This is a genomic window from Glutamicibacter uratoxydans, assembly GCF_006539925.1.
Lineage (GTDB): Bacteria > Actinomycetota > Actinomycetes > Actinomycetales > Micrococcaceae > Glutamicibacter > Glutamicibacter uratoxydans.
The window spans coordinates 81,615-104,435 of sequence record NZ_BJNY01000011.1; the positions used below are offsets into that span (position 1 = coordinate 81,615).

Annotated in this window: 17 protein-coding genes; 11 read left to right on the top strand and 6 right to left on the bottom strand. The window is 59.4% G+C overall.

All coding sequences use genetic code 11. The features are described 5' to 3' along the window. Positions 1 to 29: 29 nt before the first annotated feature. Positions 30 to 1,004: an ADP-ribosylglycohydrolase family protein gene (locus AUR04nite_RS10670; protein ID WP_141364795.1), complete on the top strand. Its 975-nt coding sequence runs from the start codon at positions 30 to 32 to the stop codon at positions 1,002 to 1,004. Positions 1,005 to 1,095: 91 nt separating this feature from the next. On the opposite strand, the gene AUR04nite_RS10675 is transcribed toward AUR04nite_RS10670, so the two are convergent. Next, positions 1,096 to 3,198: a hypothetical protein gene (locus AUR04nite_RS10675; protein ID WP_141364797.1), complete on the bottom strand. Its 2,103-nt coding sequence runs from the start codon at positions 3,196 to 3,198 to the stop codon at positions 1,096 to 1,098. Between the two features lie 692 nt (positions 3,199 to 3,890). Here AUR04nite_RS10675 and AUR04nite_RS10680 point away from each other — a divergent pair. Next, positions 3,891 to 6,116, top strand: coding sequence for a polyribonucleotide nucleotidyltransferase (locus AUR04nite_RS10680; RefSeq protein ID WP_141364799.1), 2,226 nt, complete (start codon positions 3,891 to 3,893; stop codon positions 6,114 to 6,116). Positions 6,117 to 6,390: 274 nt separating this feature from the next. On the opposite strand, the gene AUR04nite_RS10685 is transcribed toward AUR04nite_RS10680, so the two are convergent. Next, entirely contained in the window at positions 6,391 to 6,954 is a 564-nt protein-coding gene (locus tag AUR04nite_RS10685) for a phosphorylase family protein (protein WP_141364801.1), read from the bottom strand. 125 nt (positions 6,955 to 7,079) lie between these two features. Here AUR04nite_RS10685 and AUR04nite_RS10690 point away from each other — a divergent pair, with 125 nt between their 5' ends. The 4 genes from AUR04nite_RS10690 to AUR04nite_RS10705 all read left to right on the top strand — a co-directional run bounded on the left by AUR04nite_RS10690 (position 7,080) and on the right by AUR04nite_RS10705 (position 12,148). Continuing rightward, positions 7,080 to 7,571 (top strand): S-ribosylhomocysteine lyase, encoded by a 492-nt coding sequence (locus AUR04nite_RS10690; RefSeq protein ID WP_141364803.1) that lies wholly within the window; start codon positions 7,080 to 7,082, stop codon positions 7,569 to 7,571. Positions 7,572 to 7,798: 227 nt separating this feature from the next. Further along, entirely contained in the window at positions 7,799 to 8,083 is a 285-nt protein-coding gene (locus tag AUR04nite_RS10695) for a hypothetical protein (RefSeq protein ID WP_141364805.1), read from the top strand. A gap of 133 nt (positions 8,084 to 8,216) precedes the next feature. After that, on the top strand, positions 8,217 to 9,629 hold the full coding sequence (locus AUR04nite_RS10700) for a 3' terminal RNA ribose 2'-O-methyltransferase Hen1 (RefSeq protein WP_141364807.1): 1,413 nt from the start codon (positions 8,217 to 8,219) through the stop codon (positions 9,627 to 9,629). Further along, entirely contained in the window at positions 9,626 to 12,148 is a 2,523-nt protein-coding gene (locus tag AUR04nite_RS10705; protein WP_141364809.1) for a polynucleotide kinase-phosphatase, read from the top strand. The genes AUR04nite_RS10700 and AUR04nite_RS10705 overlap by 4 nt, the downstream gene beginning before the upstream one ends. A 62-nt stretch (positions 12,149 to 12,210) precedes the next feature. Here the strand turns inward: AUR04nite_RS10705 and AUR04nite_RS10710 are convergent, their stop codons facing one another. Next, on the bottom strand, positions 12,211 to 13,449 hold the full coding sequence (locus AUR04nite_RS10710; protein ID WP_141364810.1) for an arginine deiminase: 1,239 nt from the start codon (positions 13,447 to 13,449) through the stop codon (positions 12,211 to 12,213). A gap of 39 nt (positions 13,450 to 13,488) precedes the next feature. Further along, the gene (locus tag AUR04nite_RS10715) at positions 13,489 to 14,949 is read right to left on the bottom strand and encodes a basic amino acid/polyamine antiporter (protein ID WP_141364812.1); all 1,461 of its coding nucleotides are present in this window, start codon (positions 14,947 to 14,949) and stop codon (positions 13,489 to 13,491) included. A 482-nt stretch (positions 14,950 to 15,431) separates the two neighbouring features. On the opposite strand from AUR04nite_RS10715, the gene AUR04nite_RS10720 reads away from it, so the two are divergent. Further along, positions 15,432 to 16,802, top strand: a complete 1,371-nt coding sequence (locus tag AUR04nite_RS10720; protein ID WP_246055489.1) for a M16 family metallopeptidase — start codon at positions 15,432 to 15,434, stop codon at positions 16,800 to 16,802. A gap of 166 nt (positions 16,803 to 16,968) precedes the next feature. Here the strand turns inward: AUR04nite_RS10720 and AUR04nite_RS10725 are convergent, their stop codons facing one another. Next, the gene (locus tag AUR04nite_RS10725; RefSeq protein ID WP_141364816.1) at positions 16,969 to 17,376 is read right to left on the bottom strand and encodes a hypothetical protein; all 408 of its coding nucleotides are present in this window, start codon (positions 17,374 to 17,376) and stop codon (positions 16,969 to 16,971) included. A gap of 182 nt (positions 17,377 to 17,558) precedes the next feature. Here AUR04nite_RS10725 and dapB point away from each other — a divergent pair, with 182 nt between their 5' ends. Both dapB and AUR04nite_RS10735 read left to right on the top strand, forming a co-directional pair. Next, positions 17,559 to 18,317, top strand: a complete 759-nt coding sequence (gene dapB, locus AUR04nite_RS10730; protein ID WP_141364818.1) for a 4-hydroxy-tetrahydrodipicolinate reductase — start codon at positions 17,559 to 17,561, stop codon at positions 18,315 to 18,317. Beyond that, complete coding sequence (locus AUR04nite_RS10735) at positions 18,314 to 18,769, top strand: tetratricopeptide repeat protein (RefSeq protein WP_141364820.1); 456 nt, start codon at positions 18,314 to 18,316, stop codon at positions 18,767 to 18,769. Before dapB ends, AUR04nite_RS10735 begins: the two co-directional genes overlap by 4 nt. Positions 18,770 to 18,877: 108 nt before the next feature. On the opposite strand, the gene AUR04nite_RS10740 is transcribed toward AUR04nite_RS10735, so the two are convergent. Next, positions 18,878 to 20,056, bottom strand: coding sequence for a heparan-alpha-glucosaminide N-acetyltransferase domain-containing protein (locus AUR04nite_RS10740; RefSeq protein ID WP_141364822.1), 1,179 nt, complete (start codon positions 20,054 to 20,056; stop codon positions 18,878 to 18,880). 66 nt (positions 20,057 to 20,122) lie between these two features. On the opposite strand from AUR04nite_RS10740, the gene dapA reads away from it, so the two are divergent. Then, positions 20,123 to 21,034: a 4-hydroxy-tetrahydrodipicolinate synthase gene (gene dapA / locus AUR04nite_RS10745; protein WP_141364824.1), complete on the top strand. Its 912-nt coding sequence runs from the start codon at positions 20,123 to 20,125 to the stop codon at positions 21,032 to 21,034. Positions 21,035 to 21,053: 19 nt separating this feature from the next. Beyond that, positions 21,054 to 22,760, top strand: a complete 1,707-nt coding sequence (locus AUR04nite_RS10750; protein WP_141364826.1) for a ribonuclease J — start codon at positions 21,054 to 21,056, stop codon at positions 22,758 to 22,760. The last annotated feature ends 61 nt before the right edge of the window (positions 22,761 to 22,821 follow it).

A 22,821-nucleotide genomic window follows, 5' to 3' on the forward strand; every position in this document is an offset into this window, starting at 1 on the left:
CAACCAATAAAGCACGGAGAGGAACCAAGGTGCTGAGCGAAGCGCAAATTGACCGTTCTCTTGGAAGCATGATCGGGATGGCCTGTGGCGACGCGCTCGGTGCCGGTTATGAATTCCAACCCGCATTCGGGAAGCAGTTTCCAGTCTCAATGATCGGCGGTGGACTGGGTGATTTCGCAAAAGGGGAATGGACCGACGATACCTCCATGGCAATCGTCATCGCTCAAGCGCTCGCCGAGAGCCAGGGGGAGCTGAGCGATGCCGCACTGGACTACATGGTTCGTACCTGGGCCGAGTGGGCGCTGACTGCACCCGATGTGGGAAACCAGACTCGGGCCGTACTGTCGTCCGCGCAGAGCTTGGCGCAGGCAGATGGCCGCACCGAAATTTCGTGGCAGGACGCCATGAAATCCAGCGAACTAGTTCATCAACGAACTGGACGCTCAGGCGGCAACGGCAGTCTGATGCGTACCGCACCGGTGGCTCTTGCTTTTCATGAGCACGATGAGCATGAGACTTACGAAGCTGCGGTTCGAGTTAGTGAATTGACGCATTTTGATATCGAAGCCGGGGAAGCATGCGGGCTATGGACTGTTGCCATTCAGCACGCGATTCACACCGGCGAACTAGATCTTCGACGCGGGCTGAAGCTACTGGAGAGCGACCGGGCCTCGGTATGGAGTCGGCGCATCGAGTCGGCCGAGCTGGGCACCCCGGCACAATTTACCCAGAACGGCTGGGTAGTCGAAGCCTTGCAGTCTGCATGGTGTTCGATCAGCACCACAAGCAATGGCCGGCCTTCGGAACATCTGGTTGCTGCACTTGAAGCGGCTGTCCGAGGCGGACAAGACACAGATACCGTCGCGGCAATTGCTGGCTCACTTATTGGAGCTGCGTATGGGAAAGCAGCCATTCCAACTCAGTGGCAGACAAGCATCCATGGATGGCCGGGGCTAAGGGCCAAAGAACTCGAGGAATTATCACTAGCTTTGACGTCACACTAATTGCAGTCCGGAGCTGAGAGTCGGACACCCGAAGCAAAAGGCAGTTCCCGCCTCTAGACGGGAACTGCCTTTAAGCTGACGTCAATCGTTGCTAGCTATGCTTCCCACGGCGTATGCGCAGGACTATTGAACCTGCGATCAGCATAGTCAATGAGATTGCTCCAATGAGATACAAACCGGAGCTCACACCTGTTTGCGCCAACTGATCCCGATTCTCTTCTGGTTTTTCGCTCTTGGATTCAGTCGGAGTCAATGTCGTAGCTGTCGGGCTAGTCGATTGTGGAGTCTGTGAATCACTTGGACTTTCAGAAGAAGAACGTGAAGGCTCGGAGCTTTCGGTCGGAGATAGTGTTGCCGTCGGAGAGTAGACGCCGAACCAGCTGGATACCGACTGCTCCTGAACGGCAGACTTAGCTAACGCGTGAGCACCAGCATTTGGTGATCCGGAAACCATGTAAAGTCCGTCGTCTGCTTTCGGAACTCGTGCATCGTTGATGGTGAGCATATTTTCGGATATCTCAAACGAAACGTTTTTGATCGTTGACGGTACACCGTCAGTATCAACGTGCTGAACGTCGAAAGTGAAATTCGACTTGCTGATTTCTGGGAAGTCAGACGGAATCTTAAACGTCCACTCTGCGGTGCCGTGTTCAGCAAGCGGAACGCCTAGGCGATCATCGACCAGATCTGAGATCAGGCCCATAGAGCTCTTGCCTTTAAGAACAGTCGAGATTGTCTGGTCCTGTGCATCACGGATGGTGATGAGGAGTTCCTGATGCTCTTTGATCTCCTTCATCAAGTTTTCGTCAGCATCAAACGTGAGAGTATTTCCGGCAATGCTTCCCCGAACCGAGTGCGGTACTGCATTAGGAGCCGAGCGATACGATACTGACACGGGGCCATTTTCGACAGCGGCCTTCACGGTGAAAACGAAATGCCCCTTCGAAGGATCTGACTCTGCCTCATTCAACGCAAGCTTCTGATTCTTCGGATCTACTGGAGTTCCAGATTCGGGTTTCTGAGTATCGGGCTCGCCTGACGGCTTACTGGTAGGTTGAGTTGGTTCTTCTGTTGGTTGCTGGGTCGGTTCCTCAGTGGGAGTTTCGGTTGGTTCTTCTGTTGGTTGCTGGGTCGGTTCCTCAGTGGGAGTTTCGGTTGGTTCTTCTGTCGGTTCTTGGGTTGGTTCGTCGGTTGGGGATTGGGTCGGTTCCTCAGTGGGGGTTTCGGTTGGTTCTTCTGTCGGTTCCTGAGTTGGCTCTGCAGTAGGAGATTGCGTCGGTTCCTCAGTGGGGGTTTCGGTTGGGGATTGGGTCGGTTCCTCAGTTGGGGTTTCAGTTGGCTCTTCTGTCGGTTCCTGAGTTGGCTCTGCAGTCGGAGATTGCGTCGGTTCCGGCTGGCTGCCATATAGCCCTAACCAGACACCAGCCCGTTTCGTGTCGTCAGCACTTCGGATTGAAATGTAGTACGAAAAACCTTCAGTCAGTTTTGAAATCTCGTCATCAGAAATAACCAGCTTTCCATTGGAGATCTGAGTGTCGGTGAGGTCGAATTCGACAATATCGCCGTTGGTCGGCCCATCTTTGGGCATGCCCCAGTAAGTCAACCGCATCCGAGCGCCTGTAAGATCAAACATTCCCTCCGGGATATTCAAGGTCCATTGTTTGCTTCCCACGGGAAGAAGCGGGAAACCTGAGACTTTGTCAACGGTGGAGGTTTCTAGACTGGGAGCAGAAACTGGTACGAAAACTGCACCACCGATGTTGTCGCTGGGCGAGAAAACTGGATCGTCAAGGTTTTCCGGATGCCCGAAGGCGGCGTACGACTGCACATAGCGAAAAGCATCCGAGTCGGGGAACTCGGACGGCGGATTGTTTGGATCGTAGCGATCATCGGTGATGATCCCATTCTTTACGGTCGCGCTCCAGCTTTCGCCACTGTTAGGGAACCACGAGGTATCGGCATGCAGTACCTCCCCTTCTTTCACGAGCCCTTTTTGAGCCTTGAAGAAAACGGTGAAGTACCCATTGTTGTAGCCATCAGGTGATGTCAGGTCCTTATCGACCTGGATGAGTTCTTGGCCCATCGGCACCGGAACGACCTTGCCGCTGTCGTGGATCGGAGGAACTTCTTGTGTGGCCGCTGCAATGCTGACAGGAACAGGCGGAGTTGCGTCTGCTGCCGGGGCAATGGCCATTGCTCCGAAGCTTGCACTGACAACAAGTGCACCGGAAGCAATGACCGCGAGTGGGAGACGAGAACGTGAAAGTTGGTTCGTAGACAGCCTTTTCATCATCGGAGATACCTTTTGAAGGGGAGTGGGGGACTCGGATAGCCAAAATCAATTGACTTGACCAATCCATTTATTAATAGATCACGATTTGATTAACTTGGCAATGGTTAGTTCTCTTTGCACGAACATGCAATGGATTTGAGCCGTGATGCTTTGGGTGTTCCGGAGATGAAGAGCCGCCACGCCAAAGGTCTTTTTCATCCGGATTCTCACGGGTTTGAGGATTGGTCAATTTTGTTTGCGTCATTGAGTGGAATTGGCGAATCTGTTTGAAGTGGAAGCATGCTTCAAATCGGTACCGCGATGAGAAGTAAGTCGAAGATCATGGTGGCATTGACGGGCTGCGAACTGCGCGGTTTCCTAATTCCCGGTAGGCTTGGAGTAGGGCCTGTACACCTTGTGCAGGACTCCGAAAGAAAACTACTCCCAGGATCGACCGACCGTTGGTCCCGACCGCCAGTTTCGCGGTCCTCGGTAGTGACTTTCGCTTGGGCATCGGCCGCAAGCGCGGGTCTCGATCGAAGACCAGATCTGGGTAGGGCCAAACGGTTCGTTTATCCACGGACATGGGAGCAACTGAAAGGAGCACCCCCTTAATGGAGGGTCCAGAAATCCAGTTCGCCGAGGCCGTTATCGACAACGGCCGCTTCGGCACCCGCACCATCCGCTTCGAGACCGGCCGCCTTGCCAAGCAGGCTGCAGGCTCCGCAATGGTCTACATCGATGAAGAGACCGCACTGCTTTCGGCAACCACCGCCGGCAAGCACCCACGTGAGGGCTTCGACTTCTTCCCGCTGACCGTGGACGTGGAAGAGCGCATGTACGCCGCCGGCCGCATCCCAGGCAGCTTCTTCCGCCGCGAAGGCCGCCCATCGACCGAAGCCATCTTGGCTTGCCGCCTGATGGACCGCCCGCTGCGCCCTGCCTTCGTCAAGGGCCTGCGCAACGAAGTTCAGGTTGTCGTCACCGTACTGTCCATCGATCCAGATGAGCTGTACGACGTTGTAGCAATCAACGCTTCCTCGATGTCCACCCAGCTTTCCGGCCTGCCATTCTCCGGCCCAATCGGCGGCGTTCGCGTTGCACTGGTCGACGACGGCAACGGCGCACAGTGGGTTGCTTTCCCACGCCACTCCGAGCTGAAGAACGCCGTGTTCAACATGGTTGTCGCCGGCCGTATCGCAGGCGACGACGTTGCCATCATGATGGTTGAAGCAGACGCTACCGACCACGCATGGGACCTCATCAAGGAACGCGGCGCCGTGGCACCAACCGAAGAGGTTGTTGCACAGGGCCTTGAAGCCGCTAAGCCATTCATCAAGGTTCTGTGCGATGCACAGGCTGACCTTGCATCCCGCGCAGCAAAGGAAACCGTTGAGTTCCCGCTGTTCCGCGACTACGAGGACGACGCCTACGAGGCAGTCTCCGCAGCAGCTTCCGCTCGCCTGGCAGAGATCTACTCGATCGCCGACAAGCAGGAGCGCGACAACACCGCCAGCGAGTACAAGGACGAGATCCTTGCACAGCTCGGCGGCGAAGGCAACGCATTCGAAGGCCGCGAGGGTGAAATCTCCAAGGCATTCGGCGCTGTCACCAAGCACATCGTGCGCCAGCGCATCCTGACCGAGCAGGTCCGCATCGACGGCCGCGGCCTGGCTGACATCCGCCAGCTTTCCGCCGAGGTCGAGGTCCTGCCTCGCGTCCACGGTTCGGCCATCTTCGAGCGCGGCGAAACCCAGATCATGGGCGTCACCACCTTGAACATGCTGAAGATGGAGCAGCAGATCGACTCGCTGTCCCCAGTGAAGTCCAAGCGCTACATCCACCACTACAACTTCCCTCCATACTCGACCGGTGAAACCGGCCGCGTAGGTTCGCCAAAGCGCCGCGAAATCGGCCACGGCGCCCTGGCAGAGCGTGCACTGGTTCCAGTGCTGCCAAGCCGCGAGGACTTCCCATACGCCATCCGCCAGGTCTCCGAGGCGCTGGGCTCCAACGGCTCGACCTCCATGGGCTCGGTCTGCGCATCGACCCTGTCGCTGCTCAACGCCGGCGTCCCGCTGAAGGCACCTGTTGCAGGTATCGCCATGGGTCTGGTTTCGGACACAGTAGACGGCGAAACCCGCTACGCCGCCCTGACCGACATCCTGGGCGCCGAAGACGCCATGGGCGACATGGACTTCAAGGTCGCAGGCACCTCTGAGTTCGTCACCGCGATCCAGTTGGACACCAAGCTCGACGGCATCCCAGCCTCCGTGCTGGCAGCCGCCCTGACCCAGGCCCGCGAAGCACGCCTGCACATCCTGAACGTGCTGAACCAGGCCATCGACGCACCTGACGAGCTGAACGCCCACGCTCCACGCATCATCTCCGTGAAGATCCCAGTGGACAAGATCGGCGAGGTCATCGGCCCTAAGGGCAAGATGATCAACCAGATCCAGGAAGACACCGGCGCAGACATCTCCATTGAGGACGACGGCACCGTGCTGATCGGCGCAACCAACGGCGAATCCGCCGAGGCTGCACGTTCGGCTATCAACGCCATCGCCAACCCTCAGGTTCCTGAGGTCGGCGAGCGCTACCTGGGCACCGTCGTGAAGCTGACCACCTTCGGTGCGTTCGTTTCGCTGACCCCGGGCAAGGACGGCCTGCTGCACATCTCCGAGCTGCGCAAGATCAACGACGGCAAGCGCGTTGAGGACGTCGAAGACGTCGTCTCCGTTGGCCAGAAGATCCAGGTCGAGATCACCAAGATCGACGACCGCGGAAAGCTGTCACTGGCTCCAGTTGTCGAAGAGGCTGAAGAAGAAGCCGCTGAGTAATCACGGTTCCTTGATCTGAATAATCCCGTCTTGCCCCTGTGGGCAAGGCGGGATTTTTCATGTAGCTGAAATGTCGGAGGCACTCATCGCAGTCAACAAGTGGTGGACTGCCTTTGGCCCGGCATTCATTCTGGCTTGGCCGACGTGGACTAGATGGCTACAGCCTATTGGCGATGGAAGCAGCTTGGCCGGGTATCTGCCGACAAAGTCCAGCTGATTAAACGCCTATGGCGGCCGGCTGATGCCGACCGCCATAGCGAACGCACTGTCAAGGCTATTTAGCGATGACCGAATCGTAGAATTCGCGCAGCTGAACGCTCTTTTGCTTCACGATTGCATCCCACTCTTCCATGCTCGTGGAGCTGTCCGCGTAGTCGGAGGGGATCTTGAAAATCTGCAGCGGAACATTGAAGCGCTGGCACATGCTTGCGTAGGCATAGCCTTCCATATCTACCAGGGAAGCTCCAAGCCCGGAAATATGGGTGCGCTGTTCGTCATCGGAAACAAAAACGTCTCCGGTGGCCATGGTGACCTGAAGCTCAGGCAGGAGGATTGCGCCGGTTGGAATGACGTCAGCAGAGGGCAGCGGGAAGTCATGCTGGATCAGCTTGGTCACCTGGTAGATCGTGTCCAGGCTTGGACGGTCTTCACCGGCATGGCCGACAACACCAGCAGTGCCCAGGACAATGACGCGCTCAATCTCGTTCTCTGCAAAGGCGCCGGCAAGCGCGACGGTTGCGTTGACCTTGCCAACACCCGAGATCAGGTGCTCGACATCGCTAAAGGCCACTGCCTCGTCATCGTGCGCGAAGACGAGCAAGGTCTTCTTTTCAGCCATGAGTTTCCCCTCTAAGAAGTCAATTCGGGCAATATTCTCTTCCCGAAAGTCCTGAAGAAGTCTATCGGTTACCTTGGGTTAAACCGCATCGAACCTGGGCCCGGTGAGCAGATACACTTCTAGGTATGAGTGATATCGAACTTGCTGAAGTTGAAAGCTTTGCCTTGGACCACACCAAGGTGAAAGCCCCTTATGTTCGTAAGATCGGGGTTGAGCACGGTCCCAAGGGCGATGCGATCTCGAACTACGATATTCGATTCGTCCAGCCGAACCACGGCGAGATTCCCACCGCCGGCTTGCACACCATCGAGCACACCCTCGCTGGTCTGATCCGTACCCGCTTCGACGGCCTGATCGACTTTTCTCCCTTCGGCTGCCGTACCGGCTTCCACCTGATTGCCTGGGGGGAGCCGACTCCTGCAGAAGTAGCAGCCGCTATCAAGACCTCGCTGGAAGATCTCGCAGAAAAGGTGACCTGGGACGACGTGCCCGGCACCGAAGCCGTGAGCTGCGGCAACTACCGGGATCACAGCCTGCACTCGGCCAAGGAATGGGCCAAGCTCATTTTGGAGCAGGGCATCAGCCTTGACGCTTTCGACCGCACCAATATTGCCTAAGCACTAGTGCGCCTGAGCCAAGGGCTCCAATCTATGTGGGTTGGGGCCCTTTGCCATGCTCATAAGCCGCCTGTGCTACTGGTTGATAGCGCCTGCTCAGGGCTCTGACATGTTGACCCGGTAGCATTTAGGTCATGCGAAAAGTTCTACCCTCGGTTGCGCTGTGTTCCTTGATAGTGCTGTCAGTCAGTGGTTGTACAAATTTCGACGCAGCAGCCACTTCGCCGGTGAGCAGCGACTGTTCGGCAGCCATCCAGAACCAGAACAAGTCGTGGCAGGACAAGAAGGCTACCGAAGACCAAATAAAGCAGTTGGAAGTTACTTCGCTGCAGGTATGCAGAAATCTTGATGAGTGGGCTACTGCAGTTTCCTACAACCCCGGTTCCATGGGCTATGAAGTGCTGAGTACCGAGGAAGCAGCGAACCTGGTCTACCTTCCTTGTGAAGGAGACGATCCGGAGAACCAGACGCCAGTGTGCGCGGATGCCGCTGGACGAGGCTACCTCGGCTAGATCAGAGATCCTCAGCCCTCCAGATGGTTTCGAAGAGCGCTGGTAACTCCCATAGCCACTAGTTAGATCTTTATCGATAGACTGATGGAAAGCAGCACGTTCAACTAGTGCTTTCTGGGTAGAAAGAGATCGAATGCTGGTAACCATCACTTTGGATTCTCCGGTCGGCTCCGGGATCAATGCCATGGACTTGTCGCATCTGCTGCGCAAGCACCCTGCCAAAGTCCAGAACTTCGAGCTGCCGGTGGGCACAGCCTATGTCTTCTATCCCGAGTGCACAGAACAACGCACCACCGCGGCCTTGCTGCTCCAAATCGATCCGATCAACCTGGTGCGCAGCAAACGTTTTCGCGGCAACTCGGGAATTCTCGACTATTACGTCAACGACCGTCCCTATGCCGCGTCCAGCCTGACCTCGGTTGCCATTGGCAAAGTGCTGCGCAGCGCCATGACCGGAATCAGCCCCAGCCACCAAGAACTTGCCGACGCCCGGCTACCCCTGACCTTGAAACTTCCCGTGGTGTCTTCTCGCGGAGGCCACGGCGTTGATCTGGTGAGCGCACTCTTTGAGCCATTGGGATGGACAATCGAACAGCAGGCCATTGAGCTGGACGAAGAGTTCCCGCAGTGGGGCGATTCGCAGTATTCCTCGGTGGTGCTCAGCGGCGTTGAGCGGCTGGATGTCGCTTTGCGCCAGCTCTATGTTCTGCTCCCGGTACTGGACGATTCGAAACACTACTGGGTCGGCGACGACGAGACGGAGAAACTCGCGCGACAGGGTGAAGGATGGCTTGAAAACCATCCAGAACGCGACCTGATCACCCAGCGCTACCTTGTGCACCAGAAGAGCTTGGTTGCCATGGCAGAAGCCCAGATTTCTTCGGCAGACAGTGCCGGCTCACAGCAGCCGGGAGACAGCGCCGAGACAAGCTCTGTAGTCCCATTGCGGGTGGAACGTGCGCAAGCGGTGCTCAATGCGCTCAAGGAATATGGTGCACAGCGGATTGTAGACATGGGCTGCGGTCCAGGAGCGCTGCTGCGCAGGCTGCAAGCTGATCCGTATTTCACCTCCATCATCGGAACCGACGTCTCCGCCAGGTCCTTGGAACAGGCCGCCGCGGCCCTGCATTTGGATGAACGGTCTGATGCGCAGCAAGAACGAATCAAACTTCTGCACAGCTCTGCGGTGTACCAAGACGAACGGCTCAACAATTTTGATGCGATCGTACTGATGGAAGTCATCGAGCACCTCGATGGTTCGCGTCTTCCTGCATTGGTGTCCTCGGTATTCGGCGCCAACAGCCCAAGGGTCGTGGTCGTGACCACCCCGAACGTTGAATACAACGTGAAGTACCCGGGACTGGACCACCACGCGCTGCGCCACGAGGACCACCGTTTCGAATGGACCCGCGCAGAATTCGAAGCCTGGGCCCAAGAAACCGCGGGCGAGCATTCCTACGGCGTGCAATTCAGGACCATTGGTGCAAACGATCCACAGGTGGGGTCGCCAACCCAGATGGCAATTTTCTCAAAGGAGCAGGCATGAGCGAACTACAGCTTCCCGAGGTAGGGCTGGTCCTGCTCGTCGGCGCCTCCGGCTCCGGAAAGTCGAGTTTCGCCGCCCGGCACTTCGAGGCTTTTGAAGTCCTGTCGAGCGACTACTTCCGCGGGCTGGTCGGCAACGATGAAACAGACCAATCGGTGAGCAAGGCGGCCTTTGAAGCCTTGGAATTCGTGGCGGGCAAACGCCTTGAAGCAGGGCTTCTCACTGTCGTCGACGCTACCAACGTCCAGCAGTCGGCACGCCAGTCGCTGATCGAAGTGGCGCGCAAACATGATGTCCTGGTTTCCGCGATTGTGCTGGATGTGCCGATCAGGCTGTGCTTCGAACGCAACGAGCAGCGAGGGCGGCGCCGTGTTCCGCCCGGTGCCATCGAACGGCAGCACAAGGAACTGAAGCGCTCCTTGAAATCCATGCGCCGCGAAGGCTTCGCCAGGATCCATGTGCTGGACACCGAGGAACAGATTGCCCAGGCAAGCATCCTCCGGCACAAGCTGCTCAACGACTTCAGGGACCAGACCGGGCCTTTCGACGTCATCGGAGATGTCCACGGCTGCTTGGACGAGCTGGTGATGCTGCTAGAGAAGCTCGGCTACAGGTTTGAATACGACGCAGAGAAGAACCCTGCCAATGCTGTGCACCCGCAGGGGCGCCGGGCGGTATTCGTTGGGGACCTGGTGGACCGCGGCCCGGACTCCGTGGGCGTGTTGCGACTGGTCATGGGGATGGTGCGCTCTGGTGCTGCGCTGGCAGTCTCCGGCAACCACGAGGACAAGCTGGTGCGCGCGCTGCGCGGGCGCAACGTTAACCTGACCCATGGGCTGGACCAGACCATGGACCAAATCCAGCAGGCCGGTGCGCAGCTCAAGCGAGATATCACCGACTTCTGCGCCTCGCTGATTTCCCACCTGGTGCTGGATGAAGGCAAGCTGGTCATTGCCCACGCAGGACTGATTGAGAAGTACCAGGGCCGCGCCTCCAAGCGCGTCCGCGCCTTTGCGCTCTATGGACAGGTGACCGGCGAAGTCGACGAGTTCGGCCTGCCGGTGCGCTATCCGTGGGCTAAGGACTACCGGGGCAGCGCCGCGGTGCTTTTTGGGCACACCCCGATGACGGAAGTGGCATGGATCAACAACACCGCATGCCTGGACACGGGCTGCGTGTTCGGCGGGCAGCTGAGCGCCATGCGCTACCCGGAACGCGAGGTCGTGGCGGTAGATGCGCTGCAGCAATATGCAGAACCTGGGCGCCCGCTGGAATCTCCGTTCGGACCGCAGCGAGAATCCGGGGTGCTGTCCATGGAAGACGTCACCGGGCCGCTGCGGCTGAAGACCAGCTCCATGGGCACCGTGAAGATCAGCGCGGAACAGGCCGCCGGGGCCTTGGAAACCATGAGCCGCTTCGCCACCGACCCGCGCTGGCTGCGCTACCTGCCGCCGACCATGTCTCCTGCCGAATCCTCGCAGCGCCCCGGCTATCTGGAACACCCGGATGAGGCGCTGGCCTATTACAAGAAGCAGGGCGTTTCGAAGGTCATCTGCGAACAGAAGCACATGGGGTCGCGCGCTGTCATGCTGCTGGCCCGCAACCCCGAGCGCTTCGACGCGCCCGAGGGCTGGCTGGGCACCCTGCATACCCGCACGGGCCGCGAGTTCTTGGATCACGGGGCAGAGCGGGAACTGCTGGCCCAGGCGCACCGCGCGGTGGACGCCTGCGGCCTGTGGCAGGAGCTGGACACCGACTGGCTGATCCTCGACGGGGAGCTGCTGCCGTGGTCGCTGAAGGCCGAATCGCTGATCAAGGACAGCTATGCCAGCGTCGGGGCGTCCAGCGTCGCCGCCACGCAGGCTACCGTGCAGGTCCTGGAACAGGCTGCCGGGGCGGGACTGGAAGTTTCAGCGCTTCTCGCCTCGGTGCAGGAGCAACACCGCAATGCGCGGGCCTTCCGCGACTCCTACCGCCGCTATGTGGGGGACAAGGAACAGCTGCGCTTCGCGGCCTTCCAGGTGCTCGCCGCGCAGGAAAAGACCTTCGAGTCCAAGGACCACGGGTGGCATATGGGCATCGCCCAGCGCCTGGCCGAGGCAGCGCCAAAGCTGTTCATCCAGACCGAATGGACCAGCGTCGAGCTGGATTCGGAAGAGCAGGTGCAGGCGGCCGTCGACTGGTGGGAGCAGCTGACCCAGGCCGGCGGCGAAGGCATGGTGGTCAAGCCGTGGGGCAACCTGCAGCGCGGGGCCAAGGGCTGGATCCAGCCGGGCATCAAGGTCCGCGGGCGCGAGTACCTTCGGATCATCTACGGCCCGGATTATTTGGAACCGCAGAACTTGAAGCGGCTGCGCCAGCGGGCCACCGACAAGAAGCGCGCCAGGGCCATCCACGAATACATCCTCGGGCTTGAAGCCCTACGCCTGAGTGCGCAGGGCGAGCCGCTGTGGAAGATCCACCAGATGGTCTTCGGCGTGCTCGCCCTGGAATCCGAGCCCATCGACCCGCGGCTCTAGACGACAACGTGCCGGCCGCCCTTACCAGGCGGCCGGCACGATTGCCGCGTAGTGCGGCGGTCCTAGAACTCCACTGCGTCGCGGGAAATCGGGCAGGTCATGCAGTGCCCGCCGCCGCGGCCGCGTCCCAGCTCCGCGCCGACGATCGTGATGACCTCGACGCCCTGCTTGCGCAGCAGCGCGTTGACGTGGGTGTTGCGGTCATAGGCGAAGACCACTCCGGGTTCCACCGCCACCACATTGTTTCCCGAATCCCACTGCTGGCGCTCTCCTGCGTACCAGCCGCCGCCTGGCTTGATGGCCCGCAGCTGCTTGAGCCCCAGCGAGTTGGCCACCACGTCGACGAACGGGTCCTTCTCCTCGGTCACCTCGACCTTGCCGTTGTCGGCAGGGCGCAGCGAGAAGGTGTGGATCCCGTCGACGATGTCGGGGTAGTAGGTCACCAGGTCCCTGTCGGCAAAGGTGAAGACGGTGTCCAGATGCATTGCGGCGCGCAGCTTCGGCATGCCCGCCACGACGACCCGCTGTGCCGCGCCTTCGGCGAAGAGGCTCTGTGCCAGTTGGGTAATGGCCTGGCGGCTGCTGCGTTCGGACATGCCGACCAGCACCGCGCCGTTGCCGATGGGCATGATGTCCCCGCCTTCCAGGGTGGCCTGTCCCCAGTTCCGCTCCGGGTCGCCCCACCAGATTTTCGAGCCCTGGTACTCAGGATGGAACTGGTAGATGGCCTTCATGATCAGCGTCTCGTCATGCCGCGCCGGCCAGTACAGCGGGTTCATGCTCAGCCCGCCGTAGATCCAGGCTGTGGTGTCCCTGGTGTAGAGGGTGTTGGGCAGCGGCGGCATGAGGTATTCGTTGATGCCGGTGGATTCTCGGGCCAGCGCCAGGTAGCCGTTGCGGAATTCATCGGGCAGCTCGCGGGTGGACAGTCCGCCGATCAGGTACTCGGCCAGCAGCGCATTGTCCAGCGATTCAAGGAAGGCGCGGGTTTCGTCCACCAGCCCAAGACCCACCTCGTTGGCGATGATCTTGCGGTCCAGCAGCCAGTCCTTGGCTCCTGGAAGTCCCAGGGTCTGGGCCAGCAGCTCGTGCAGGTCCACCACTTCAACCCCGCGGGCCTGCATCTTGAGGACGAAATCATGGTGGTCCCGCTTGGCGTTGTGCACCCAGAGCAGGTCGTCGAAGAGCAGCTCGTCGTTGTTCGACGGGGTCAGCCGTTCGTGCCCTAATCCGGGCCGGCAGACGAGCACCTTGTTGAGCTTGCCGACTTCGGAATGGACGCCGTGTTGTGCCTTTGACATGTTCGACCTTTCGAGATGGAAAACAGCTAAACCAGATGGCTAGATTTGCACGGCTCCGGTGGACAGCAGGATGACCCCGATGATGCCGAAGACCAGCACGATAATGAACAGCACCATGCCTATCGGGGTGAAGATCTTGGCATTCAAGGCCTTGCGGGCCCGCCAGTAGAGGATGGTCGCCGGAGCCAGCAAGACGCAGGCCAGGAACAAGAACACATAGCCTGCCGCCCACAACAGGAAGAGGGTGTAAACCGTTGCGATCAGCGCGACTACCAATTCACCGGTGCGCCTGGAGTCGTTGGGTTCATACCCGTCATGCTTGATGGCGATCTTCAAGGCATAGCCTGAAGCAAGGGCGAAGGGCACCAGGGACAGCGCAGCGGTGAGGTCCAAGGTGAAATCAAGTGCGTTGTCTACGAACTGGACGGCAAAGAGGATTGCTGTGACGAAGATTGAGGTCCAGAGCACCGCTTTTTCCGGAACGTCGCGGCTGTTGAGACGGCTGAAGTAGGCGGGCAGATCTTCATCCTTGGCCGCTGCGAACACCACATCGGCGGCCAGCAGCTGCCAGGCGAGGTAGGCGCCGAGCACCGAAATGATCAGGCCGATGCGGATGACGATGCCGCCCCACTGGCCCACCGCTGATTCAAGCACGCCGCCCACTGAAGGCTGCGAGAGCGAAGCGATGTCGCTCTTGGGAAGGATGCCGTAGGACAGGATGGAGATGCTGGCGAACAGCGCCAGCACCGACAGGAAACCGAGCACCGTGGCCTTACCGACATCGGCGCGCTTTTTGGCATAGCGCGAGTAGACGCTCGCTCCTTCAATGCCGAGGAAGACGAAGACCGTGACAAGCATGGTTCCCTGGACCTGCATGAACAGCGCATCACCGCCCGGAACGTCGTAGCCTCCGGTCAGGTTATCCATGAAGACTTTGCCGTCGAAGAAGAAAATGACGAGTATCAAGAACAGGGCCAGAGGCACCAGTTTGGCAATGGTGACGATGAAGTTGATCGCTGCGGCTTCTTTAGTGCCTCGGCGGATCAGGAAATAAAAGCCCCATACGGCAACGGCTGAGACGATGAAGGATACCCAGGTATCGCCTTCGCCAAAGGTCGGCGCCATCTCCGGGAACAGCTGCGACATGGTGGTCATGATCAGCACCCAGTAGAACGCATTGCCTGCGCAGGCGCTGGCCCAGAAGCCGATGGCGGAGAGGAAGCCGGGATAGACGCCGAAGCCTTCGCGGGCGTAGACGTAGACGCCGTTGTCGAGCTTTGGTTTGCGATTGGCGAGGTTCTGGAAGACGAAGGCCAGCATGAGCATGCCGGTGCCGGCGATGGCCCAGGCAATCAGCGCGCCGTAGACGCCTGTCTGCGTTGCAAAACGAGCGGGGAGCTGGAAGACGCCCGCACCGACCATGGAACCGACGACCATCGCGGTGAGGGCGGGAAGACTGAGCTTTTTTGGTGCCTTCGTCTCGGTGGACTCGTTTGCCATGGGGAACCTCTGCTGTCGGTATTTCGAGAGTTAGGATCCCTTCGAATACTACTCAACTCAGAATTTCAGTCAATAGCAATTTCTGGTATCTGCCATGCAAGAAATAACGCCGGATATTTGTCGATTTTCAAGCCCTAGTTATTCGGATTCTGCCGGTGTAGGATGCGCCCTCGGGCTATGAATGGGCTACTCGGAGCGCAAATAATGGTGATTGGATCGCTGCTTGGTAGTTGCAGGCGAACGATTATTGACATTCGCGAAAAATATTCCATTTTGCGTTGGATCAAATTATGGTCATAGAAAATTGAACTGCTGTTTAAATTCGGTTTTTTATTGCAGGAATTTATTTGCTGGATCGAGAATGCTGCCTGTCCTCAGAGTTGGAGGTTGAAGCGTCACAGTGCACTATCGTGGCTGTGGGAGAATATAGGTCAGAATTCCCGGCACATGCTGGAACATCAAATGAACTAAGGACGTATTCCGTGGTCATGATTCCGTTGCCGTTGCACTCGGTAGAGGATCAACAGTTTTCGCCCATCGACCCAGCCGACCTATCGCTGGTCCATCGGGGCGAAGGCGGGTCAGAAGTTCGGCGCAGCATTCTCCCCGGCGGCGTCAGGGTATTGACCGAGGCAATGCCAGGGCAGCGTTCGACCACCGTGGGTTTTTGGGTGCCGGTAGGTTCCCGCGACGAAGAAGCCGGGCACTATGGCTCGACCCACTTCCTGGAGCACCTGCTCTTCAAGGGAACCAGCAAGCGCACCGCGCTGGAGATCGCCCAGTCCTTTGACGCGGTTGGCGGCGAGTCGAACGCGGCGACAGCCAAGGAATCGACGTGCTACTACGCCCGTGTCTTGGACACCGATCTTCCTATGGCCTTGGAGGTCATTGCAGACATGGTGACCTCCGCGGTGATTGACCCCCATGAGCTGGAACAAGAGCGCGGGGTCATTATTGAAGAGCTGGCCATGGACGCCGATGACGCCACCGACGTCGCCCACGAACGCTTCGTTGCCCGAGTCATGGGGGACCACCCGCTGGGCCGGCCCATTGGCGGCAGCCCGGAAGAAATCATGGAGATTTCGCGTGAAGCTGTCATGGAGCACTACCGCGCCCACTATCGTCCGAGCGAACTGATTATCACCGCTGCAGGTTCGCTGAACCACGACGAGCTGTGCACCATGGTGCTCAATGCGCTGACCGAGGCCGGCTGGGAACTTGACCCGCTGGCAGTGCCGGAGCCCCGGCGCAATCCGGAGCCTGCCCAGGTGGTCAGCAACCCGGGGCTTGAAATCATCAACCGCCCGGTGGAGCAGGCAAATATCATTGTCGGCTGCACCGGCATTACCGGCCACGACCAGCGCCGCCAGATCCTTGCGGTGCTGAACGCGGTGCTCGGCGGGGGAATGAGCTCGCGGCTGTTCCAAGAGATCCGTGAAAAGCGCGGCCTGGTGTATTCGACCTATTCCTTCTCTGCCGCATATACCGATGCAGGATACTTCGGCATGTACGCAGGCTGCGCCCCGGCCAAGGCTTCGGAAGTCATTGGGCTCTTGGGTGCCGAACTTGATCGGATGGCGGCCGAGGGCATCACCGAGGCCGAACTGGTGCAGGCCAAGGGCCAGCTGGCTGGTGGCACGGTGCTGGCTCTGGAAGATCCTGGAAGCAGGATGTCGCGCCTTGGCCGAGCCGAAATGATTACCGGGGAGTTCCAAGATATCGACGAAGCTCTCGCCCGGGTCCATGCGGTGACCAGGGAACAGGTCCAAGATCTGGCCAAGGAACTTGCCTCGAAGCAGCGGGTCATCACCGTGGTGGGGCCTTTTGAAAATGAAGAAGCGCTGGGACTGTAGCCCCAGCGAAAACGCAGATGGCGCAAGGCTGGTTTCAGTCTTGCGCCATGTCAATTAGGGTGTCAATTAATCGGTGCAGGGAATTCCGCTATGCCGGCAATGAACAGGCTTCCGCACGATCACAGGCAGAGCCGGCGCTGGCTAGACGAAGCATCCAGAAGCTGGATCAGACCCCTTGGGAATGCTGGTCGACTGCATTCCACAGCTCTTGAGGGAACAGCTGATGGACATCCTTCTGGTAATCGGAGCCCTCATCGGGCTTGAGCACCTTGTCTCCGGAAATCTTGAAGGGGAATGCTTCTGCCTTGACGTTTGACGCAGAAGCGGCTGACTCGCTGTCCGTGCATGAAGCCCAGCCGTAGATGTCCGAGCCCTCGGCCCGGAAGACTTCGACATTGCAGGCAGGAGATGGAATGTCTGCTCCCTTGTCCTGGACCAGCGAGACGATCTTCTGCTGTTCGTCGTCGCTGAGAGTGTCAGGCTGCGAGAGACTTGCGCATGATGCGGCAAGCAAGGTTACCGAGAATGCCGCGAATATTCCTACGCCAAGTTTTGCCGTCTTCCGAGTCATCATGATCCGCCCCATCTTCCTTGCGCGCTGCTTAATCATGATGGCGCAGCTGTGCCTGAGACTCGGTGAATTCGCTCGGTGCGCCACCGGAGATTTCGCAGGGACGCGCTTCGCCCCTGTCGGAAAGCTGATGGCCGCGTCACGAAAATCATTGAGAGCTGCTCAATGGCGATAGGCTTAAAGCCATGAGTGCACAGATCAAGGTTGCCGTGCTGGGCGCGGCTGGACGAATGGGTTCGGAAGCGGTCAAGGCCGTCACCGAGGCCGCAGATATGGAACTAGTAGCGAGTTTGGGCCGCGGCGATGATCTGCAGCAGATCATTGATGCCGGCGCTACCCATGTCGTGGACCTGTCGGTCCCGGGATCCACCGAAGACAATGTGCGTTTTGCCGTTGAGCATGGGCTTCATGCGGTCGTCGGCACGACCGGCTGGACCGAGGAGCGCCGGGCGAACCTGCAGCTTCTTCTGGAACAGAACCCAAGCGTCGGCGTATTGATTGCACCAAACTTTGCCCTGGGTTCGGTGCTTGCCAGTGCTTTTGCCGCGACGGCAGCCAAGTACTTTGAATCTGTCGAAGTCATCGAATTGCACCACCCCAACAAGGTTGACGCACCCAGCGGCACCGCCGTGCGCACCGCTGAGCTCATCGCCCAATCCCGCAAGGAAGCAGGGGTCGGGGCGAGCCCGGATGCTACAGAAACCCAGCTTGAGGGAGCCCGCGGCGCGGTCGTCGATGGAATCCACGTTCACTCGGTACGCCTGCGGGGACTGGTGGCCCACCAAGAAGTGCTCTTGGGCGGTCCAGGGGAGCAGCTGACGCTGCGCCATGATTCATATGACCGTGCCTCGTTTATGCCGGGTGTGCTCTTGGGGCTGCGCACCGCTGAGTCAATGCCCGGCCTGACCTACGGGCTGGATGGATACCTGGAGCTGGGACAGTGAAAACCAAACTGTGGGTAGGCGGCATCCTGCTGTTGTTCGTGCTGTATATCGCCATGGCGTTCAACCAGGCGTTCCGCTTTATCAGCACCGGAGTGCCGCAAGCGCAGATCATGGGCGTCGCGATTTTCGTCGTTCCTGCTTTTGCTGTGTGGATTCTGATCCGCGAGGTGCTCTTCGGCCTGCGCACTGAAAAAATGGGCAAGACCCTGGCCGAGCTGGGGGAGCTGCCCAAAGACCTGCCGCGCATGCCCTCGGGGCGATTCGTGCGCGAAGCGGCAGATGCGGACTTCCCCAACCACCAGCGCGACGTCGAGGAACACCCTGAATCCTGGAAGTCCTGGTACCGGCTGGCCCTGGCCTATGAAGCCAGCGGAGACAAGAAACGGGCACGCAGCTCGATGCGCACTGCCATCGGGTTCTGGCGCGGCGAACAGAAAAGCGCCAATGCCTAGGAGCTGATCACCAGCTGCCAGCAGAACTGGGAAACAAGCCGCGACGGCAGGCACGGATCAAAAGATCCTGTGGCTGCCGTCGCGGTTTTTGCATTGAGCTGAAGGAGTTTAGGTGCTGGTGTCTTTGCGGTGGCCTTGCTGATCATCAGCACCGGTCAGCGTCCGTACCAGCGACTCCAAGGGGCCGGGCGTTGAATTCAGCAGAATCCATGCACCCAGCAGGGCGGTGGCAGCACACAGCACCCACCATGTTGATGTTGGACTGAGAATCCCGATGACCAGTGGCAAGAGGAGTACGTGGCCCACATACAGTGTTAGCGGGGCTCTGCCTGATGCGGCGATGAACTGGCCGACCATGCCCATGCGGGGCACCGTAAGCTGCATCAACCCAATAACTGATGCGGCGAAGGCCGCGGTGTGAATGGTGGAGATCAGTGACTGGCTGTGAGCCGTTGGCAGCCACTGGTACACCGGATCCAGCAGCAGCGGACCGATGTTGTGTCCCGGCACGTGGCCGGTGATGACCAGCGTCCAGATATCGCTGAGAGGCACCCCGGCAGTGTTCGCCAGATTTTCCAGATGCGGTGTGATCAGCGCGATGCCGCCAAGGAATGACGCCGCAGCGGCCAATAGTCCGCCCACGCCCAGATACAGCGCGGGCTTGATGGCGGACAGGTTTGTTTTCCCGATGGCCATGCCCAGCAGTCCATAGCCAATCCATACCAGCAGCGGATAGTAGCCGGTGACGAAAATGTCTTTGAGCAAGAGTCCTGGGTCCAGCAAATCTGCGAAGCTCGGGTTGTGGTTGAGTCGCTGACCCGTCCACTGAACCGACAGCAGCTGCCAAATTATAGGTGTGATTGCCAGCCACAGGGTCGAGACTACCCAAAGTGTTGCCCTTGGGGCCCTGAGGATCAGTGAAAGCAAAAGAAAAAGTATTCCATAGTGGACAAGAATGTTCGCGATCGCTTCATTTGCTGGACCAATCAGCAATCCGAGCACGGCAATAATTAATGCTCTCCTGAGGAGGACTGAGTAAACCTTGGGGTTGGGAAACCCTTTTCGCTCCAGTGAATTGGTCAGCAGCACCAGGGAGACTCCAGCCAAAACCATGAACAGGGCCGAGGCGCGCCCAGAAGCCACAGCCCCCGTAATCGTAGGGGAGTAGGCCTGTTCGGCGGTGGTAGTCGACAGCGGAAAAACGTGCGCCGCGAACATTCCCAGGATGGCTAGGAGCCGGGCAGCATCTACCCCCAACAGCCGCGACGAAGAGCGTGAATGGTCCATGGATTCATCGCATCACGAGTGTGAGCCAAGATGCTATTCCAACATGCGCGAGTGTAGATTAAACCCATGGCTACAAGTGCAATTGATAATCAGGCATTCCCCTTCGGAACCGTGCTGACCGCAATGGTCACCCCCTTTGATGAAGCAGGTGAGGTCGATTATGCGCTGGCCGCAAAGCTGGCCGTAAAACTCGTGGACGACGGCTGCGACGGCCTGGTGGTCACCGGCACCACCGGCGAGACCTCCACCCTGACCGATGAAGAGAACATCGGCATGTTCCGCGCCGTCGTTGAAGCAGTCGGCGACCGCGCGGCAGTGCTCGCCGGTTCCACCACCAACGACACCCGCCACTCCATTGCCCTGTCGCTGGCGGCCAAGGAAGCCGGCGTGGACGGCATCCTCGTCACCACCCCCTACTACAACAAGCCGAGCCAGGCAGGCGTCGTTGCTCACGTGAAGGCAATTGCCGAAGCAGTCGAGTTGCCGATCATGCTCTACGACATCCCGGGCCGCGCAGGAATCGCACTGGCGCCGGAAACGATTATCGAGCTGGCAAAGATCCCTCAGGTGATCGCGCTCAAGGACGCCAAGGCCGATTACCAGTCCACCACCACGGTGCTGGCCAAGACCAATCTGCACGTTTACTCGGGCGACGACAGCCTGACCCTGCCGCTGATGGCGGCCGGCGCCGTGGGCGTAGTTTCCGTTTCGGCTCACGTCGCGGCGGCTCAGTACCGTAGGCTGGTTAATGCAATGCATGCTGGCGACTTGGCCACTGCACGCGCTACACACTTCGAGCTGGATCCGATCCAGCGCGGCATCATGGGCCACATTCAGGGCGCGGTTGCCGCAAAATATGGACTTCACTGGCAGGGTGTCCTGCCGAACACCGTCGTCCGACTGCCATTGGTGGCACCGTCGGACGCTGAACTGGATGCCATCCGCGCGGATCTACGTGAAGGCGGATGGGATCTGTAACGAAAGGGTATAACCGCATATGACTGAAAGCTCCGTAGGTAAAGCCGACTCTGCACGGCTGCAGAGCCCGGCCAAGCTGAAGAAGGGGACCATGCGCATCGTCCCCCTCGGCGGCTTGGGCGAGGTCGGCCGGAATATGACCGTGTTCGAACTCGACGGCAAGCTGTTGATTGTCGACTGCGGTGTGCTCTTCCCTGAAGAGCACCAGCCGGGCGTGGATCTGATCCTGCCCGACTTCTCCTACATCAAGGATCGCCTTGACGACGTGGTGGGCCTGGTGCTGACCCACGGACACGAAGATCATATTGGTGCGGTGCCGTACCTGTTGCGCCTTCGCGAAGACATCCCGCTGTACGGGTCCAAGCTGACCCTGGCCTTCGTGGAAGCCAAACTGGCAGAGCACCGCATCAAGGCGGTCACCAACATCGTGGTGGAGGGCGAGATCGCCCAGATCGGCAACTTCGAATGCGAATTCGTCGCCGTGAACCACTCGATCCCTGACGCCCTGGCGGTGTTCATCCGCACCGAGGCAGGCACCGTCCTGCACACCGGCGACTTCAAGATGGACCAGCTGCCGCTGGACGGCCGCATCACCGACCTGCGCCACTTCGCCCGCCTGGGCGAGGAGGGCGTGGACCTGTTCCTGCCCGACTCCACCAACGCTGAAGTGCCTGGCTTCACCATGCACGAGCGCGAAATCGGCCCCGTGCTGGAAGCCAAGTTTGCCCGTGCCCGCCGCCGCATCATCGTGGCTTCCTTCTCCTCGCACGTGCACCGCGTGCAGCAGGTGCTGGACGCCGCCGCCCTGCACGGACGCAAGGTTGCCTTCATCGGCCGCTCGATGGTGCGCAATATGGGCATTGCCGAGCGCCTGGGCTACCTGGATGTGCCGCAGGGCGTGCTGGTCGACCTCAAGCAGATCGACCAGCTGCCGGACCACAAGGTAGTGCTCATGTCCACCGGTTCGCAGGGCGAGCCGATGGCGGCCCTGTCCCGCATGGCCAATGGCGAGCACAAGGTGCAGATCAACCCGGGAGACACGGTCATCCTTGCCTCCAGCCTGATCCCCGGCAACGAGAACTCGGTCTTCCGCGTGATCAACGGCCTGATGCGCCTGGGCGCCGAGGTCATCCACAAGGGCATGGCCAAGGTCCACGTTTCCGGCCACGCCTCGGCCGGCGAATTGCTGTACTGCTACAACATCCTGCGTCCGAAGAACGTGCTTCCGGTCCACGGCGAGACCCGCCACCTGATTGCCAACGGCCGCCTGGCCGCGCAGTCCGGCGTCCCGGAAGAGAACGTGCTGCTGGCAGAAGACGGCTCGGTCATCGACCTGGTCGGTGGCGTAGCCCAACTGGTGGGCCAGGTCGAATGCGGCTATGTCTATGTCGATGGATCCAAGGTCGGCACCATCACCGATGACGACCTCAAGGACCGCGTGACCCTCGGTGAAGAAGGCTTCATCTCGGTCATCACCGTCATCAACAGGACCACCGGCACCATCATCTCCGGCCCTGACATCCACGCCCGCGGTGTGGCTGAAGAAGACTCGGTCTTCAACGAGATCAAGCCGAAGATCGCAGCGGCGATTGTGGAAGCTGTGGCGAACAACCCGAACCACAGCACCTACCAGCTGCAGCAGATCACTCGCCGGGTCATCGGTTCATGGGTTTCGCGCAAGCTGCGCCGACGCCCGATGATCGTCCCAGTGGTGCTGGAAGCCTAGGTTCCTCCAGCTTCGCGAAAACCCCGCCCAACCTATCGGATGGGCGGGGTTTCCTGCGTTT

Bases quoted from the DNA above. Each gene is read 5' to 3' on its own strand.
- AUR04nite_RS10675 (WP_141364797.1), bottom strand. From the start codon at position 3,198: ATGGCCATTGCCCCGGCAGCAGACGCAACTCCGCCTGTTCCTGTCAGC.
- AUR04nite_RS10680 (WP_141364799.1), top strand. From the start codon at position 3,891: ATGGAGGGTCCAGAAATCCAGTTCGCCGAGGCCGTTATCGACAACGGC.
- AUR04nite_RS10685 (WP_141364801.1), bottom strand. From the start codon at position 6,954: ATGGCTGAAAAGAAGACCTTGCTCGTCTTCGCGCACGATGACGAGGCA.
- AUR04nite_RS10690 (WP_141364803.1), top strand. From the start codon at position 7,080: ATGAGTGATATCGAACTTGCTGAAGTTGAAAGCTTTGCCTTGGACCAC.
- AUR04nite_RS10700 (WP_141364807.1), top strand. From the start codon at position 8,217: ATGCTGGTAACCATCACTTTGGATTCTCCGGTCGGCTCCGGGATCAAT.
- AUR04nite_RS10705 (WP_141364809.1), top strand. From the start codon at position 9,626: ATGAGCGAACTACAGCTTCCCGAGGTAGGGCTGGTCCTGCTCGTCGGC.
- AUR04nite_RS10710 (WP_141364810.1), bottom strand. From the start codon at position 13,449: ATGTCAAAGGCACAACACGGCGTCCATTCCGAAGTCGGCAAGCTCAAC.
- AUR04nite_RS10715 (WP_141364812.1), bottom strand. From the start codon at position 14,949: ATGGCAAACGAGTCCACCGAGACGAAGGCACCAAAAAAGCTCAGTCTT.
- AUR04nite_RS10725 (WP_141364816.1), bottom strand. From the start codon at position 17,376: ATGATGACTCGGAAGACGGCAAAACTTGGCGTAGGAATATTCGCGGCA.
- dapB (WP_141364818.1), top strand. From the start codon at position 17,559: ATGAGTGCACAGATCAAGGTTGCCGTGCTGGGCGCGGCTGGACGAATG.
- AUR04nite_RS10740 (WP_141364822.1), bottom strand. From the start codon at position 20,056: ATGGACCATTCACGCTCTTCGTCGCGGCTGTTGGGGGTAGATGCTGCC.
- dapA (WP_141364824.1), top strand. From the start codon at position 20,123: ATGGCTACAAGTGCAATTGATAATCAGGCATTCCCCTTCGGAACCGTG.
- AUR04nite_RS10750 (WP_141364826.1), top strand. From the start codon at position 21,054: ATGACTGAAAGCTCCGTAGGTAAAGCCGACTCTGCACGGCTGCAGAGC.